We start from the raw sequence: 15,470 nt of genomic DNA on the forward strand, positions 1-15,470 counted from the left end.
GAAAAGGCCGGTTCGTTCCTGAAAGGACGGACAGCTGAACGACCGACGCCCGGACTGACGGATTCCGCCAGTTGCACAGGGTGGCTGGTCGTTTGTGCGTTTACAGGTAAAAATGCAGTGTTCATCAAGGAGGAAGGGCTAATGGGCTACGATTTTCAATCCATCGAGCAAAAATGGCAGCATACGTGGGAGAGCGAAGGCACGTTCAACGCCGACACCGAACCAGGCAGGGAGAAGTTCTACTGCCTTGAAATGTTCCCCTACCCGAGCGGCGCCCTCCATATGGGGCACCTGAGGAATTATTCCATCGGCGACATGTTGACCCGTTTCCTCTGGAAGAAGGGGCTGAACGTGCTTCATCCCATCGGCTTCGACGCTTTCGGCATGCCTGCGGAAAACGCCGCAATGAAATACAACACCCCTGCGGCGGAGTGGACCTGGCAGAATATCGAACACATGACGGAGCAGCTCAAGCACATGGGTTGCAGCTACGACTGGCGAAGGCGGATCGAGACGTGCAATCCCGATTATTATCGATGGACCCAGTGGATCTTCCTCCAGTTTTTCAAGAAGGGGCTTGCCTACAGGAAAAACGCTCCCGTGAACTGGTGTGCAAGCTGCAGCACCGTGCTCGCCAACGAGCAGGTCATCAACGACGGGCATTGCTGGAGATGCGGCACTCCCGTGGTGAAGCGCAACCTGGAGCAGTGGTTCCTGAGAATAACCGATTACGCCCAGGAGCTGCTTGACGACCTTGACAACCTTCCGGGCTGGCCGGAGCGGGTCAAGATCATGCAGCGGAACTGGATCGGCCGCTCCGAGGGGGCCAGGCTCTCCTTCACCGAGAAGACCACCGGCGAAAAGATCGAAACCTTTACCACCCGGTTCGACACGATTTTCGGCGTGACCTTCCTCGCCCTTGCCCCGGAACACCCCTTCGTGCAGAAGATCATCAGCCTCTCCCCTGAAGGGGAGAGGATTTCGGCCTTCGTGCAGAAGTGCGTCTCCCAGAGTTCCATAGAACGCACTGCTGTAGGAGGCGAAAAGGAAGGCATCTTCACCGGCTTCTCCGCCGTGAACCCCGTGACGGGGGAGGAGTTCCCCATCCTCATCGCCAACTACATCCTTATGGATTACGGAACGGGAGCCATCATGGGCGTGCCGGCCCACGACCAGAGGGACTTCGAGTTCGCCAGGAAATACGGCATTCCCGTAAAGCCTGTGATCAACCCCGCCGAAGGGGAGCCGCTTGACGGAAATTCCATGGAAAAAGCCTTCGAAGACGACGGGATTACGTGCAATTCGGGGCAGTTCGACGGCCTTCCCACGTCCCGGGCGATCCCCGAGATGATCGAATGGGGCGTTCAGAAGGGATTATGCACCAGGGAAGTGAACTTCAGGATCCGGGACTGGCTCATTTCCCGGCAGAGATACTGGGGTGCCCCCATTCCCGTGGTGTACTGCGACCGCTGCGGTGTGGTCCCCGTCCCGGAAGAGGAACTTCCGGTGCTGCTTCCCGGCAACGTGAAGATCACCGAGGTGGGCAAGTCTCCCCTCGCCGAGGACGGTGAATGGCTTTCCGTGCCCTGCCCGAAGTGCGGCCGGCCGGGGCGGCGGGAAGCGGACACCATGGATACGTTCATCTGCTCCTCATGGTATTTCTTCCGGTACTGTTCGCCCAGAAATGAGGGCGAGGTGTTTTCGAAAGAGGAGGCAGCCTACTGGATGCCTGTGGACCAGTACATCGGCGGCATCGAGCACGCCTGCCTGCATCTTATTTACGCCAGATTCTTCACCAAGTTTTTCGCAGACATCGGCCTGAGCACCACCAGGGAGCCCTTTACCAATCTCCTGACCCAGGGCATGGTCATCAAGAACGGAGCGAAAATGTCCAAATCCCTGGGGAACGTGGTCGATCCCGATGAAATCATCTCAAAGTACGGTGCGGACACTGCCCGGCTCTTCATCCTTTTTGCAGCCCCTCCCGCCAATGATCTCGACTGGTCGGAGCGGGGAGTGGAGGGAGCGCACCGGTTTCTTAACCGGGTCTGGAGGCTCGTGGAGGAAAACCTCCCGGTTCTGGGGAAGGCCGGCCCGAACCGGCCGGTACCCATGAAGAACCTGAAGGAACCCCGCCTCCGGGAGCTCAAGAGAAAAATCCACACCACCATCAGGGACGTGACCAGGGACATTGACCGGGAAAAACAGTTCAACACGGCTGTGGCTCGCCTGATGGAGCTCCTGAACGCCCTTGTCTCCTTCAGGATCGGGAGTGACGAGGAACATGCGCTCTTTCGCGAGGGAGTCGATGTCCTTCTTTCCTGCCTGAACCCCTTCTGCCCTCATATCACGGAAGAGCTGTGGGAGATGACGGGGCACGGGGAGACGCTTGCGAAACTTTCCTGGCCTTCGGCGGAGGAAGAGGCTCTCGAGGCCGATACGGTCACCGTGGTGGTACAGATCAACGGCAAAGTCCGGGAAAAGGCGGAATTCCCTGCAGGGCTCGGCGAAGAGGATCTGAAGCGCGGGGTCCTCGAACTCCCGGGGGTGGCCAAACGGATAGAGGGGCAGGAAATCGTCAGGATCATCGCTGTTCCTGACAGGCTCGTCAACGTGGTGGTGAAGAGGTAGCATGCCCAGGCTGAAGGCGCTGACCACGTCAGGCGCCGCCGGGCGGCAGCTTCTGGAAGACACCCTCGCCGCCCTCGAGGCGGAGGGATATACCCGTTCGGGGGTCTCCGAAGGGGGCGAATGGTCCGCTCTTATTTCCGCCGGCAGGACGGGCAGCCTGTTTGACGAAAAACGAGTCACAGTAGTGGAAGGGGCCGAACTTCTCGGCCCCTTCCCCGATGCCCTGGAGCCCTTCCTCGAAGAAGAGGGGGCTGCGGAAGTCATCCTCTTGGTCTATGAATCGGCCCCCACGAAACTCTTTGCCCCGGAGACAAGGAAAAAAGTAGGCTTTCTGCGGGCGGGAACCACCTCCTTGGCGCCATGGGAACGGAAGGGGTGGGTCATGGCTCTGGCGAAGGAGATGAACGTCCGCCTGTCCGACGACGGGGCTGCCTTCCTGGCCGAGATGCTCGACGACCCGGGAGAACTTCGGTCCGAGGTTGACAAGCTCGGCAGGTACGCCGCCGGGGACGTGGTCACCGGGGAGATGGTGAAAAGTCTCTCCTTCGACGAGGGAAAGAGCAGGATGCTTTCCTTTCTGGATGCTTTCTGCACGGGGCGTACTGGGGAGATCTTCTCCTGCCTGGAGCACCTCAAAAAAGAAGAGAGCGTTCTTCCTCTTGTCACTGCCCTTTACAACAGGATCCGTCCGGCGCTCTACCTCGGACTCTTTCCTGACAAGGGCGGCGACTGGGTGCGTCTCGTCCTCCAGATCAAGGAATACCCTCTGAAAATGTCCAGGGAAGCCCTCAGGCGCTACCCGGCCCGGGCTTTGGCTGACCTTGCGGCCGGTCTTATCTCCCTTTCATGGAAAGAAAAAACCTCCTCGGCGGAAGGTTGGTTCGGCTTCGAGGCCCTTCTGACGCAGTGCATGGAGAGTGGTGGAAGCAAATAAAAAAAGCCGAGTGGACGTCCGTCCGCTCAGCTTGAAAGTTCCCGCCGTGCCTTTAACTTTAAGGTGAAAATCAGGCCGACTTCGTGTAAAGGGTTTTCACCTTGTTCGTAATCATGGACTTTCTTCTGGAGCCGGTGTTTCCATGCATAACGCCCTTGCCGACCGCCTTGTCGATGACGCTCTGGGCGATGGCAAGACGCTTCTCAGCGAGGGCCGTATCCTTGTTTTCAACAGCTTCAAGGACTTTCTTCACGGCGTTTTTGCAGCGCGTCGTCCAGAAACGGTTGTAGAGCCTGTTCTTTTCGCTGGTTTTCATCCTTTTCACTGCGGACTTCTTATTGGGCATGAACCTCACCTCCTCCCGCCGGAACCACGACATTCTAGCACGATTTCTGTTATATTAGCAAGGGATGGAAAATAACCTAAATCCGCAGTTTCCCAGGCAGAGGGAGTGTCGGCGGGCATGATGTGAATTCTCGCCCCGCCGGGGGCGAAGAGATTTTGCACCGTGCCCTTTGCGGGGCCACCTCCGAGTGGCGCTCTCCGCTGACTGCGGGTTTGGGAATAATGTCCCGAAAAAGAGGAAGAGAGAAAATCGTGATGGACATACCCCAAATGGAGAACTTCTTCGGTCCTTCCGGCAGGCTCGCCGGGATATTCCCCTCCTTTGAATACAGGAAACAGCAGGCCGACCTTGCCGAGGAAGTCAGACAAGCTCTTCTTGGAGGTCCGGGTGAAATTCTTGCCGCCGAGGCCCCTCCCGGAGTGGGAAAGACCTTTGCCCTGCTCATTCCTTCCATGCTTGAAGCGGCTGCCTCGGGAAAGAAAATTCTCTTTCTCACCGCAGGCATTCCCCTCCAGGAACAGCTTATCCTCAAAGACCTTCCCGCCCTCAACCGGGTGCTTGGGCTCTCCCTTCCCTTCGGGCTTCTGAAGGGGAAGGGGAATTATGCCTGCCTTGTCAGGGCAGCCGAAGTCTCGGAAAGCGGCAGGGGAGGATTCCTCTCCTTCGGGGACGGAGGAGCGGCATCTACGCTCATCGCCCAATGGCTTGAATCCACTGAAACAGGGGATCTCTCGGAACTGCGCCTGCCTCCCGATTCCCCTGCGGTGGCGCGAGTTGCGGCCTCATCGAGGGCCTGTCTCGGCTTCCGGTGCCCTTTCAAGGACAGATGCTTCTCCCGGAAGGCCCTCCGGGAAGCCCAGGACTGGTCCGTGGTCGTGGCAAACTATCACCTCTTTTTCTCCTACCTACTCGGGGCGGGGAAGCCCTTTCCCGTCTCCTGCGACATCCTGATCTGCGACGAAGCCCACAGGATCCCCGAGGCCGCGAGATCATCCATGGCCATGACGGTGTCCGAAGACGACTTCGCCAGGCTGCTCCGGCACAGGGCCCTGTCCGAAGGGGCTGCACTTCTGGAACATGGTTCAACCGCCGGCAGAATTGCCGCCCTATCGGGAGAAATACGCCAGGAGACGGCCCGTTTCTTCGACCTGCTCGAGGTCAAGGTGTCTTCGAAAAAGGCATCCTTCACGGAGCCCTGTGAAGAACTGAGGCACCGGCAGGAGGTCGTTTCAGAGAAGGTTCTGGAACTCCTGAGGTTCTTCGCTCCTCTCGTGGACGAGCAGGAGGAACCGGACCCCGAGCTGTCTGCCGCTGCGGTGTGGGCGGAGGAGCTTCGCCGGACCCGTCATGCCCTGCAGTGGTGCACCGAGGTGAAAAACTATCCCTCCTGGGCCTACTGGAAGGAAGGGCGGTCTCTTTCGAGCGCTCCCGCCGCCCCCTTTGCGGAGCTGGCAGACAGTTTCCTCTCCGGAGCCCCGGACTCGATTTTCTTCATGTCGGCCACCCTTACCGCAGGAGGAAAGTGGGATTACTGGATGCGGGAAACCAAAATCAAGCCTACCCGGTTCTTTATCTCCGAATCCCCCTTCGACCTCCCCGGCCAGATGGAAATCCTGGTGGTGGATACCGGGATGGATGTCATGAACCCGGCCTATGACGATACAGTCTGCTCGGTCATAGAAAAGCTCGTGGAAAGCAACGGCGGGAGCACGCTCGTCCTTCTGAGTTCGCTGCGCCTCCTGGAGAAAGCGGCCCGGACGCTCCGTCGCAAAGAGAGAAGCTACGCCGTTCTTGTCCAGGGAGAGCTGCCCCGGTCGGATCTGCTGCAGATGTTCAGGGAGGACAGAACATCGGTTCTTATCGGAAGCGCCTCCTTCCGGGAAGGGGTGGATATTCCCGGGGACGGTCTTACACAGGTCATCATCGACCGGATACCCTTCCCCCACCCGGGGGACCCTCTTGTCCAGGCACGGAATGCGCTCGAGGGAAGCGCCGCCTTTTCGAGAGCCATCCTTCCCGAGGCGAAAATGCTCCTTAAACAGGCCGCCGGGCGGCTCATCCGTTCACGTGAGGACAAGGGCAGAGTGGCCATCATCGACGGAAGGGTACTCCAGAGAAGGGATTGGAACATCCCGGCGGCTCTGCCGCAGGTAAAATACCGCCGCCTTGTGGTCTCGTCGAACCGGCCGGCCTAAATCCGCAGGCTTTTCAGGCAGAGGGAGTGTCGCCGGGCAAAAGGTGAATTCGCCTTCCCCAGGGGCGAAGAGATTATCCCCTGGGGAAGGGCGCCTGAGGTGAGAGATACCGACACGGATGTCGGTTTCACAGGCAGGCAACCGGCGAACGCAGGGAGCCGCGGGACTCGCCTGGGCAGTTGTCACGAACGACAATCTGCACCCCCCGCCCAAGCGAGTTCCGGTGACGCTCCTGCTGAGGTGCGGATTTAGGGGCGGCAAAAGCTGTTGCTCCCGCCGAACCGGTGTGATATAGTATCAAGGCTGAAAAAAGAAGCCGTCAAAAAAGCGGCTTATGTTTTTTATTGCCATTGGGAGGTGTCATTGTGAAACAGACGTTCCAGCCCCACAACAGACCGAGGAAAAGAAAGATGGGCTTCCTCGCCAGATCGAGCTCCCCGACGGGCCGGCGGGTTCTTCGCAACCGCAGGAGAAAGGGCCGCGCACGGCTGGCCGTGTAATCTTTGAAATTTCTTTTTCCGCGGTCTTCGCGCCTTCGACGAGGGTGGGAGTATGACCTTGTCTTCCGCACCGGCAACCGACTGAAAGGCCAGCTGGTGCGGTTGCTGTTTCTGGAGGCTCCCGACGGGAGGACACGGGTGGGATTCGCTGTCGGGAAGCGCTGGGGGAAGTCCCACGAGAGAAACAGGGGACGGCGGATCCTGAAGGAAGGTTTTCGCCGCCTTATGCCGTGGATGAAAGAGGGCATGTGGGTTGTCGCCTCGCTCAGGAGCGGCGGGATGACCGCAGGTGCGGTGGAGGTGTATTACGATCTCGCCCGGACGCTTGCGAGCCGGGGCATGATGGTCGGAGAATGGCCGGGATCGGACTGGGACTGTACCGGGGCAGGAAGGAAGGAAGAACCGTGAACGTCGTCTCCCGGATAGGCATAGGACTGATTAGAGGCTACCAGCTTTTTGTTTCGCCCCTTCTCGGACATAACTGCCGTTTTTATCCCTCCTGTTCGCAGTACGCCGCGGAGGCCTTGGCGGTGCATGGATTTCTGAAAGGTGTTTTTCTAGCAGCAAAACGGATAGGCAAATGCGCCCCGTGGCATCCGGGGGGTTACGACCCCGTGCCGCCCCGGTATGAAAAAGGCGGGGCTTATATCTCCGAGGATGGTGATCGATAGTGAGTGCAATCTGGAAAATGGGTGGAGACCTGATGATGAAGCTCATGGAACTTGTCCATGGCTTTACCGGGTCCTGGGGGCTCGCCATTATTATTCTGACGCTGATCGTCAGGCTTCTGCTGCACCCCCTGACGCAGAAGCAGATGGCCAGCATGCAGAAAATGCAGAAGCTCCAGCCGCGTATCAAAATGCTTCAGGAAAAGTACAAGGACGACAAGGAAACTCTCAACAGGGAAATGATGACCCTCTACAGGGAAAATAAGGTCAACCCCGCAGCCGGATGTCTTCCTCTCCTTGTACAGCTTCCCGTGTTCATTCTTCTCTACCGGGTGCTGACGAATTACGACTTTTCCGGTGTCTCCTTCCTCGGAATCCAGCTGGACGGGTCGGTGCTCTCAACCCTTGGGCAGGCGCTCGGCCTGGCCGTGGAAAAGGAACATCTCGGCATCATGTCGGTCGCCAACGGCATCATGGCCAATCCGGCAGGTCTGATGAACATCGGCGCCTACCTTGCCAATACCCTTCTCCTCGTGGGCATCGGTTTCCTGACGTGGTACCAGCAGCAGCTCACCTCCAGCGGCAATCCCCAGATGGCCATGATGAACTGGTTCATGCCTCTCTTCCTCGCATTCATCTGCCTCAGCCTGCCCGGAGGCGTTCTTCTCTACTGGGGTGTTTCATCCCTTCTCGGCGTAGTCCAGCAGCTTCGCATATCACGGAAAACGGCGGCGGAAATGAAGCAGAAGCCGGCCCTTTTCAAGGAAAAACCTACGAAAAGCGGCGACTGAAGACTGTTCGCCTTTTCCTCTCCTGAAAGGAGGATTGCTGTGAACGATAACGAAGTTCTCGTCCTCGACGTTCACTCCGTGGAAGAAGCCCGGAAAGAGGCCGCCGGACGGTGGGGGCTTGATCCCTCCGATGTTGCCGTCAAGGTGATTGAGGAGGAAAAGAGCTTTTTCGGCCTCCTCGGGAGGAAGCTCCGGGTGGAAGCCCGCCCCGTGGCCCCTCTCTCGGCGCTCCGGGGAAAGGCCATGGCGGCCCGGCTTCTGGCGATGATGGATCTTCACATCGTCCCGGAACTTTCCGATGACAACAGGATCAACCTGACCGGCCAGGATGCGGGTATTATCATCGGAAAATACGGCGAAACCCTCAAATCCATGGAATTCCTGTTGAACCTCATGACGAGGGGAGTGGACGAGGGAGAGCGGATTTACCTCGACAGCGACGGCTACAGGGAACGCAGAGAACTGAGCCTCCAGCGCCTCGCCCTTGCGGCAGCCCGGAAGTCGGTGAAGCGGGGCAAACCCACTTACCTTGAGCCCATGACCAGCTGGGAGCGCAGGGTGATCCACATGACCCTCAAGGACGACAGCACAGTGGAAACGAAGTCCGTTGGGGAGGCTCCCTCCAGGAAGGTTGTCGTCTGGCCCGTAGCCCCGGCCCGCTCTTCATCGGGCCAAGAGCGGCGCCCTCTGAAGAGGCGCGCCTGAAGGTGCGTCCCGTTCTTTTCGAATTCGGCGGAATCAAGGTCTACAGCTATTATGTGCTGTGGACCTTCGCTTTGTGTCTCGCGGTGTTTCTCACCAGGAGAAGGATGACGGATCTCTACGGTCTCTCCGACGATGACGCAAGGGTGATCATCGCCTTCTCCTTTGCCGGCATGCTCCTCGGCGCAAGGGCCGGCACGGCCGTTGAATTTTGGCAAATGTACTCAGCCGAACCGTGGCGTCTTCTCCGTTTCTGGGAAGGAGGGCTCTCCGCAGTTCCCGCCTTTCTCGGCGCCGGAGCCGCAGGTATTGCCGCATCGTGGAAGAGAGGCATCCCGCTGTGGGTAACCGCCGATAGTGCCGCCGTACCTGCGGCGTTCACCGTAGCCTTGGGGCGGTGGGGGTGTTTTTTGAACGGATGCTGCGGCGGGACGGAAACATCAGTTCCCTGGGCGGTAACCTTTCCGGGCGATCCTTCGGCGGCGCTCAGGCATCCCACCCAGCTGTATTACGCCTTCGGTGCCCTCTTCATAGGCGCCGCCCTGCAGTGGACAGAACAGAACCATCTCAGTTTCGGCCGGGACAGGCGCATCAGGGGAGCGGTTCTCTGGCCTCTTTTCATGGTTTTTTACGCTCTTCTCAGGATCGTTGCCGATCCTTTCCGGGCGGAGTATGAAACTGCGGGTCTCAGAGGTACCCGGTACATCCTGTTTGCCGTTCTTTTCTTCGGGGCTCTCTGGGTGGTCTTTTCCCTCCTTTTCCGGAGGGAGCGAAGAAAATGCTGAAACGGGGATACGTAAAAAAAACGATGTATTCTCGTTCCTTCGGAATACAATAATACAAAACGAATTCGGGGGTGAAACACCATGAAAACAGTAAACAGCAGGTCATCGTTTTTCAGAACATCCAAAGCGCTCATTGCAGCGGTACTGGTCCTTTCGGCTCTTCTCGCCTCGGCGCCCGCCTTTGCCCAGGATCCCTTTTCAGGCAATCCTGTGGCGAAAATCGCCAGGGAACTTTCTCCGGCGGTGGTGAACATCGATGTGGAGACCATGGTAACCAGACCTATCCACCCCTTTGCCGACGATCCATTCTTCAGGCAGTTCTTCGGCGAGGAATTCAGACGGTTTTCCCGCACCATCCCGATGAAGGGGCGGGGATCCGGGTTCATCGTTTCCAGGGAAGGGCACATTCTCACCAATAATCACGTTGTTGAAGGAGCGGACAAGATAACCGTCACCTTCTCCGACGGCAAAGTCCATGAAGCAAAAGTTCTCGGCAAGGACCCCACCTACGACCTGGCCGTTCTGAAAATCGACGGGAACGGAAAGGATTTCCCCGTCCTTGAACTTGGAGATTCAGACAAAAGCGAAGTAGGTGAATGGGTCGTGGCCATCGGGAATCCCTTCGGTCTTGAGCATAGCGTCACCGTCGGTGTCATCTCCGCCAAAAACCGCAGCATTCATGCCGGAGATGTCAATTTCGACGGTTTCCTTCAGACCGACGCAGCCATCAACCCAGGCAACAGCGGAGGTCCGCTCATCGATCTCAACGGCCGGGTGGTCGGCATCAACACCGCCATCGTTCCCTATGCCCAGGGCATCGGTTTCGCAGTTCCCGTGAACATGGCAAAACAGGTCATGGATGATCTCATTCGTTACGGCAGCGTCAAAAGAGGCTGGCTTGGCGTATACATCCAGTCCCTCACTCGCGAATTTGCAGAAGCCTATGGAATAGAAGAAGAGAACGGAGCCATCATCAGTGACGTTGTGGCCGACTCTCCGGCGGAGAAAGCGGGGCTTCAGCGGGGAGACGCTATTCTCACCGTCAATGATGAGAAGGTAAAGAACAACCAGGAGTTCGTGTCCAAGATACGGCAGCGCCTTGCCGGAGAAAAAGTCACCCTGGGTATCATACGGCAGAGAAAGAAGATTAATGTGCAGGTTACACTCGGCGAGATACCGGGCAACGAAGGGGCGGCTATTGCAGCCGCTTCCGCCGGATCAAAAATGCTCAAGGACCTTGGTCTCGAAGTTGCTCCCGTTTCAGAAGAAATTCAGAAAAAGCACAATCTGAAGAACCGTGAAGGTCTCGTGGTCACAGCAGTGGAGGAAGGGTCCTTTGCCGCCCTCGGCGGAATCCGTGAAGGAGATATCCTTCTTGAAGTGAACGGCGTCCGGCTGAAAAGCCCCGAGGACCTGGAGCGGGCGGACTCCAAAAGAGGACGGTCAACAGTACTTCTTGTATGGAGGGACGGAAGAACATTCTTCGTTTCCATACGGGGAAGAAACTGAGAAAATTCATGACAAAAAACCCGCCCCGGAAGGGGCGGGTTTTTCTTGCCTTTACGTCAGCTGTATTCCGGACAGTTCATCTTGTATCCCACTCCCCGCACGGTGACCACGAAAGTGTCGCACCCGAAGGGGCGCAGCTTGTCCCGGAGGTATTTCACGTGGACGTCCACCACGTTGCTCGAACCGTTGTATTCTTTCCGCCATATAGAGGAAATGAGATTTTCACGGGTAAAGACCTGGTTTTCGTTTCTGAGGAGCAGTTCCAGGATGTCGAATTCACGCCGTCTCAGAGAAAGGGGCTTGCCGTCTATCCGGCACTCCCTTGACACGGGGTCGAGTTCAAGCCCTCCGCAGCGAAGTACCGAGCGCTGCCTGTCAGCGGTACGGCGAAGAAGAGCATTCACCCTGGCAACGAGTTCCCTGAAGTCGAAGGGCTTGGGAAGGTAGTCGTCGGCCCCCCTGTTCAGGCCCTCCACCCTGTCCTCTACCGTATCCCGGGCGGTGAGAAGAAGGATCGGGGTTTCGTTTCCCTGTGCCCTGACGGTGTCAAGCACCTGGAGTCCGTCGATTCCGGGGAGCATGATATCCAGGATGATGCAACCGTAGTTGTCCCGGGAGATCTTTTCCAGGCCTTTTTCCCCGGAAAAGGCGCTGTCGACGGAAAAACCGTTTTCAGCGAACCCTTCCGACAGAACCTGGACCAGATCTCTGTTGTCTTCGATGATGAGGAGCGGCACGAAAATCCCTCACTTTCCTCTGACCGGGACATGGTTTTATTAACTCTAAAAATTAAAGCACAGAGATATTTAAAAGTCGAGGACAAAATGAAATGGTCGGGGGCGAATCTGAAATTTTGCTAAAAAACCGCACCTGGTTCCCTTCGAATAGATGAGCTTCGAAGAAGGGCGGGCGCACGGGAGCATACGCAGATTTGCATTCTGACGGAGGAAATGGTACTATTTCCCCGACCCAAACTCGGATACGGATGAAAGACTCCTTTCTGGGTTTCGGGATTTTTTTGTTGAGGTGAGGAACATGCTGGAGAAAGACAAAAAACAGGGCATTATTTCGGAGTACCGTACCCACAGTACGGATACGGGATCTCCGGAGGTTCAGGTTGCCATGCTCACGCAGCGCATCCGTGATCTCACTGAGCACCTGAAGATTCACAAGAAGGATTTTCATTCCCGCCGCGGCCTTCTGAAAATGGTCGGAACGAGAAGAAAGCTTCTTCGGTATCTCAGGGACAAGGATTTCAACCGGTACAAGACGCTCATCGAGCGGCTCGGGCTTCGGCACTGATCGGCCGGCCGGAAGAAAATTCGGTGCGGGGACATTAGTCCCCGCATTTTTTTTGTTTTCCAGGCCCGGATTATGGTATTCTTACTCCGCATACAAAGAGAAAAGAAATATAGAGGAGGAACAATGAATGGAAAAGCAGTTTTCAGTTGAAGTGGGAGGCCGACCTCTCGTATTCGCCACCGGCAAGGTGGCCAAACAGGCCAACGGAGCAGTGATGGCGAGTCACGGCGAGACGACGATCCTTGCCACGGCGTGCATTACCGACAAGCCGAGGACGGGGATCGATTTCTTTCCTCTCCTTGTTGATTTCGAGGAAAGATTCTATTCGGCGGGGAAAATACCCGGCGGCTTCATCAAACGTGAAGGCCGTCCTTCCGAAACCGCGGTTTTGAGCTGCCGGATGGTGGATCGATCCATCCGCTCGCTTTTTGACGAAACCATGCGCCACGACGTCCACGTGGTGGCCACGGTGCTGGCGGTCGACCAGGTCAACCCGCCCAACGTCCTTGCCATAAACGCCGCATCGGCGGCTCTTTCCATTTCCGACATTCCCTGGGGCGGCCCGGTGGGCGCCGTCCGCATCGGCCTCGTCGACGGAGAACTCGTGGTGAATCCGACAGAAGAGCAGATGCTCGTCTCGGAGCTCGATCTCCTCGTGGCCGGACACCTCGAGGGCGTTACCATGGTGGAGTGCGGTTCCAGGGAAGTTTCCGAAGAGGTCCTCGTGGATGCCCTTGACCTCGCCCAAAGCGAGATCAGGAAAATCGTCGGTCTCTTCAACGAGATGCGGGCTTCCGTCGGCCGGGAAAAACTCGTTCTGCCCACGCCTCCGACCTTTCCCGACATCGACCGGTGGATTACAGACAATCTCGGTGCCGAGATCAGGGATGCGGTGCAGATCCATGAGAAAAAACCCCGGGGTGACAAACTGTCAGCGGCGAGGAACAAGGCCCAGGAACATTTCGCTGAAGAATATCCGGACAGCGCAGACTATATCGCCGCCTTCATCGACGAGATGGTCAAGAAGACCGTGCGTTCTCTCATCGTGGACGAGCGGGTCCGGGTTGACGGCAGGGCCATGGACGAGCTTCGTCCCATCACCTGCGAGACGGGGATTCTCCCCAGGGTCCACGGTTCTGCTCTTTTTACCCGGGGCGAGACCCAGGCCCTCGTGGTGACCACCCTCGGCATGATGGGCGTGGACGACCAGATCCTGGACGGACTGAAACAAGACGAGCCCGCCAAGAGGTTCATTCTTCACTATAATTTTCCTCCCTATTCCGTGGGCGAAGTCCGTCCCATGAGGGGGCCGGGCAGAAGAGAAATCGGCCACGGAGCCCTTGCCGAAAGGGCGCTCCGTCCCATGATCCCTGAAGAGGCCGATTTTCCCTACGTCATGCGGGTTGTCTCCGACATCCTTGAATCAAACGGTTCGAGCTCCCAGGCCTCCATCTGCGGCGGAAGCCTCGCCCTGATGAATGCCGGCGTTCCCATGAAGAAGCACGTGGCCGGCATCGCCATGGGGCTCATCAAGGAAGGTGACAATGTTGCCGTCCTGACGGATATCCAGGGCCTCGAGGACCACTTCGGCGACATGGATTTCAAGGTGGCGGGAACCAGGGACGGAGTCACGGCCCTGCAGATGGACAACAAGGCCGGCGGCATCACCAGGGGGATCCTTGAGCAGGCCCTCGGGCAGGCAAAAGCGGCACGGATGGCCATCCTCGAGAAGATGGAGGCCGCCATTCCAGCGCCGGCGCAGCTTTCCCCCAACGCTCCCAGGATCTTCATGACCGCCATTGACCCCGAGAAGATCCGCGACGTCATCGGCCCCGGCGGAAAGGTCATCCGTGGAATCACCCAGAAGACCGGCGTGAAGATCAACGTGGAGGACAATGGTGAAATTTACATCGCCGGTTCCTCCCAGGACAAGGTTGACGAGGCCCTTGCCATTATCCGGGGCCTCACAAAGGACCTCGAAGCCGGCGAGGTGTATTACGGCACGGTTACCAGGCTCATGGCCTTCGGTTTGTTCATTGAATGCCTTCCCGGCAAGGAGGGGCTGCTCCACGTGAGCGAGGTGAGTACCTACAGGATCCCGAAGGTGGACGACGTCTTCAAGGTGGGGGACAAGGTACTGGTCATGGTCAAGGAGATCGACGACATGAACAGGGTGAACCTGACCAGGCGCCGCATCCTCGAGAACGAGGCCCGGATCTCGGACGAGGGCCTTTCCGACGTGCTTCCCGCCGAAAAGGAGCGGGAGGAGGTCATTGCCGCCCTTGCAGCGGCTGCAAAGGCCAATCCTTCCCCCGAGAGGGATCGCCCTTCTCACGGCGGCGGCAGGCCTGACCGGGGAGACAGGAGAGGCGGCGGACCCCGCCGTCATTCGTCCGGAGGAAGGGAATAAACCTTCCATGGACGTACCAGTAAAGATTGTCCGGGAGGGGATGGCGAACCAGCTACCCCTCCCGGAATATGCCACGGCTTTTTCAGCGGGCGTTGACCTGAGAGCTGCTGAAGACAAGGTCCTTCTTCCCGGTGAATGGGCCGCCGTCCCCACGGGGCTCAGGATCGAGCTTCCCGAGGGGTACGAAGGCCAGGTCAGGCCGAGGAGCGGCCTGGCTGCCAGGCACGGTGTCACGGTGCTGAACGCTCCGGGTACCATAGACAGTGATTACAGGGGCGAGATACGGGTGCTCCTCATTAACCACGGAAAGAAATCCTTCACCGTCACCGCCGGCGACAGGATTGCCCAGCTCATATTGGCCCCTGTGTCCAGGATTTCCTGGAGGGAGGAAGCCCTGGGGGACTCCGATCGGGGCGAGGGAGGTTTCGGCAGCACCGGCAGGAGTTGACAGAAACGCCTTTTCGGGGTATAAGACACGAAAACAAGTTTATGCGATGACGGGGAGAGTAGAAGCACCCCTCCGCGACAGAGAGGGAAACCCGAGGCTGGAAGGTTTCCTGCGGAGCTTCTTCGAAAACCGCCCCTGAGCGGGTGCCGAAAAACCTTCGGGAACAAGGCGCCGGGGTCCGCCCCTGACAGCGGTCAACGAGCGCCGGCTTTTTAAAGCCGGAATTGGAGTGGAACCACGGCAGCCCAC

Annotated in this window: 15 protein-coding genes and 1 other annotated feature (1 of these 16 running past the window's edge); of the genes, 13 read left to right on the top strand and 2 right to left on the bottom strand. The window is 58.0% G+C overall.

The features are described from left to right. Window positions 1-141 precede the first annotated feature (141 nt). Complete coding sequence (gene leuS / locus JMJ95_RS12640; protein ID WP_290685953.1) at window positions 142-2,631, top strand: leucine--tRNA ligase; 2,490 nt, start codon at window positions 142-144, stop codon at window positions 2,629-2,631. Window position 2,632: 1 nt separating this feature from the next. After that, complete coding sequence (holA, locus tag JMJ95_RS12645) at window positions 2,633-3,565, top strand: DNA polymerase III subunit delta (RefSeq protein ID WP_290685956.1); 933 nt, start codon at window positions 2,633-2,635, stop codon at window positions 3,563-3,565. A gap of 70 nt (window positions 3,566-3,635) precedes the next feature. On the opposite strand, the gene rpsT is transcribed toward holA, so the two are convergent. Then, complete coding sequence (rpsT, locus tag JMJ95_RS12650; RefSeq protein ID WP_290685959.1) at window positions 3,636-3,911, bottom strand: 30S ribosomal protein S20; 276 nt, start codon at window positions 3,909-3,911, stop codon at window positions 3,636-3,638. 254 nt (window positions 3,912-4,165) lie between these two features. On the opposite strand from rpsT, the gene JMJ95_RS12655 reads away from it, so the two are divergent. The 8 genes from JMJ95_RS12655 to JMJ95_RS12690 all read left to right on the top strand — a co-directional run bounded on the left by JMJ95_RS12655 (window position 4,166) and on the right by JMJ95_RS12690 (window position 11,061). Further along, on the top strand, window positions 4,166-6,106 hold the full coding sequence (locus JMJ95_RS12655) for an ATP-dependent DNA helicase (protein WP_290686026.1): 1,941 nt from the start codon (window positions 4,166-4,168) through the stop codon (window positions 6,104-6,106). Between the two features lie 362 nt (window positions 6,107-6,468). Further along, window positions 6,469-6,606, top strand: coding sequence for a 50S ribosomal protein L34 (rpmH, locus tag JMJ95_RS12660; RefSeq protein WP_349770293.1), 138 nt, complete (start codon window positions 6,469-6,471; stop codon window positions 6,604-6,606). A 3-nt stretch (window positions 6,607-6,609) separates the two neighbouring features. Then, window positions 6,610-7,014, top strand: coding sequence for a ribonuclease P protein component (locus JMJ95_RS12665; RefSeq protein ID WP_290685964.1), 405 nt, complete (start codon window positions 6,610-6,612; stop codon window positions 7,012-7,014). Beyond that, the gene (yidD, locus tag JMJ95_RS12670) at window positions 7,011-7,277 is read left to right on the top strand and encodes a membrane protein insertion efficiency factor YidD (RefSeq protein WP_290685967.1); all 267 of its coding nucleotides are present in this window, start codon (window positions 7,011-7,013) and stop codon (window positions 7,275-7,277) included. The genes JMJ95_RS12665 and yidD overlap by 4 nt, the downstream gene beginning before the upstream one ends. After that, window positions 7,277-8,065 (top strand): YidC/Oxa1 family membrane protein insertase, encoded by a 789-nt coding sequence (locus JMJ95_RS12675; protein ID WP_290685969.1) that lies wholly within the window; start codon window positions 7,277-7,279, stop codon window positions 8,063-8,065. Before yidD ends, JMJ95_RS12675 begins: the two co-directional genes overlap by 1 nt. A gap of 39 nt (window positions 8,066-8,104) precedes the next feature. Next, window positions 8,105-8,770, top strand: coding sequence for an RNA-binding cell elongation regulator Jag/EloR (gene jag / locus JMJ95_RS12680; protein ID WP_290685971.1), 666 nt, complete (start codon window positions 8,105-8,107; stop codon window positions 8,768-8,770). Between the two features lie 2 nt (window positions 8,771-8,772). Further along, entirely contained in the window at window positions 8,773-9,552 is a 780-nt protein-coding gene (locus JMJ95_RS12685) for a prolipoprotein diacylglyceryl transferase (RefSeq protein WP_290685973.1), read from the top strand. 81 nt (window positions 9,553-9,633) lie between these two features. After that, complete coding sequence (locus tag JMJ95_RS12690; RefSeq protein WP_290685975.1) at window positions 9,634-11,061, top strand: Do family serine endopeptidase; 1,428 nt, start codon at window positions 9,634-9,636, stop codon at window positions 11,059-11,061. A 56-nt stretch (window positions 11,062-11,117) separates the two neighbouring features. Here the strand turns inward: JMJ95_RS12690 and JMJ95_RS12695 are convergent, their stop codons facing one another. After that, entirely contained in the window at window positions 11,118-11,798 is a 681-nt protein-coding gene (locus tag JMJ95_RS12695) for a response regulator transcription factor (protein ID WP_290685977.1), read from the bottom strand. 298 nt (window positions 11,799-12,096) lie between these two features. Here JMJ95_RS12695 and rpsO point away from each other — a divergent pair, with 298 nt between their 5' ends. The 3 genes from rpsO to dut all read left to right on the top strand — a co-directional run bounded on the left by rpsO (window position 12,097) and on the right by dut (window position 15,221). Beyond that, the gene (rpsO, locus tag JMJ95_RS12700) at window positions 12,097-12,363 is read left to right on the top strand and encodes a 30S ribosomal protein S15 (protein WP_290685979.1); all 267 of its coding nucleotides are present in this window, start codon (window positions 12,097-12,099) and stop codon (window positions 12,361-12,363) included. A 127-nt stretch (window positions 12,364-12,490) separates the two neighbouring features. Then, window positions 12,491-14,773 carry a polyribonucleotide nucleotidyltransferase gene (locus tag JMJ95_RS12705; RefSeq protein WP_290685982.1) on the top strand — a complete coding sequence of 761 codons (2,283 nt, stop codon included), beginning with the start codon at window positions 12,491-12,493 and terminating at the stop codon, window positions 14,771-14,773. A gap of 7 nt (window positions 14,774-14,780) precedes the next feature. Beyond that, window positions 14,781-15,221 carry a dUTP diphosphatase gene (gene dut / locus JMJ95_RS12710; protein ID WP_290685985.1) on the top strand — a complete coding sequence of 147 codons (441 nt, stop codon included), beginning with the start codon at window positions 14,781-14,783 and terminating at the stop codon, window positions 15,219-15,221. 37 nt (window positions 15,222-15,258) lie between these two features. Continuing rightward, window positions 15,259-15,470 (top strand) — a binding site (T-box leader) (it continues 12 nt past the right edge of the window).

It is taken from the genome of Aminivibrio sp., assembly GCF_016756745.1.
GTDB lineage: Bacteria > Synergistota > Synergistia > Synergistales > Aminobacteriaceae > Aminivibrio.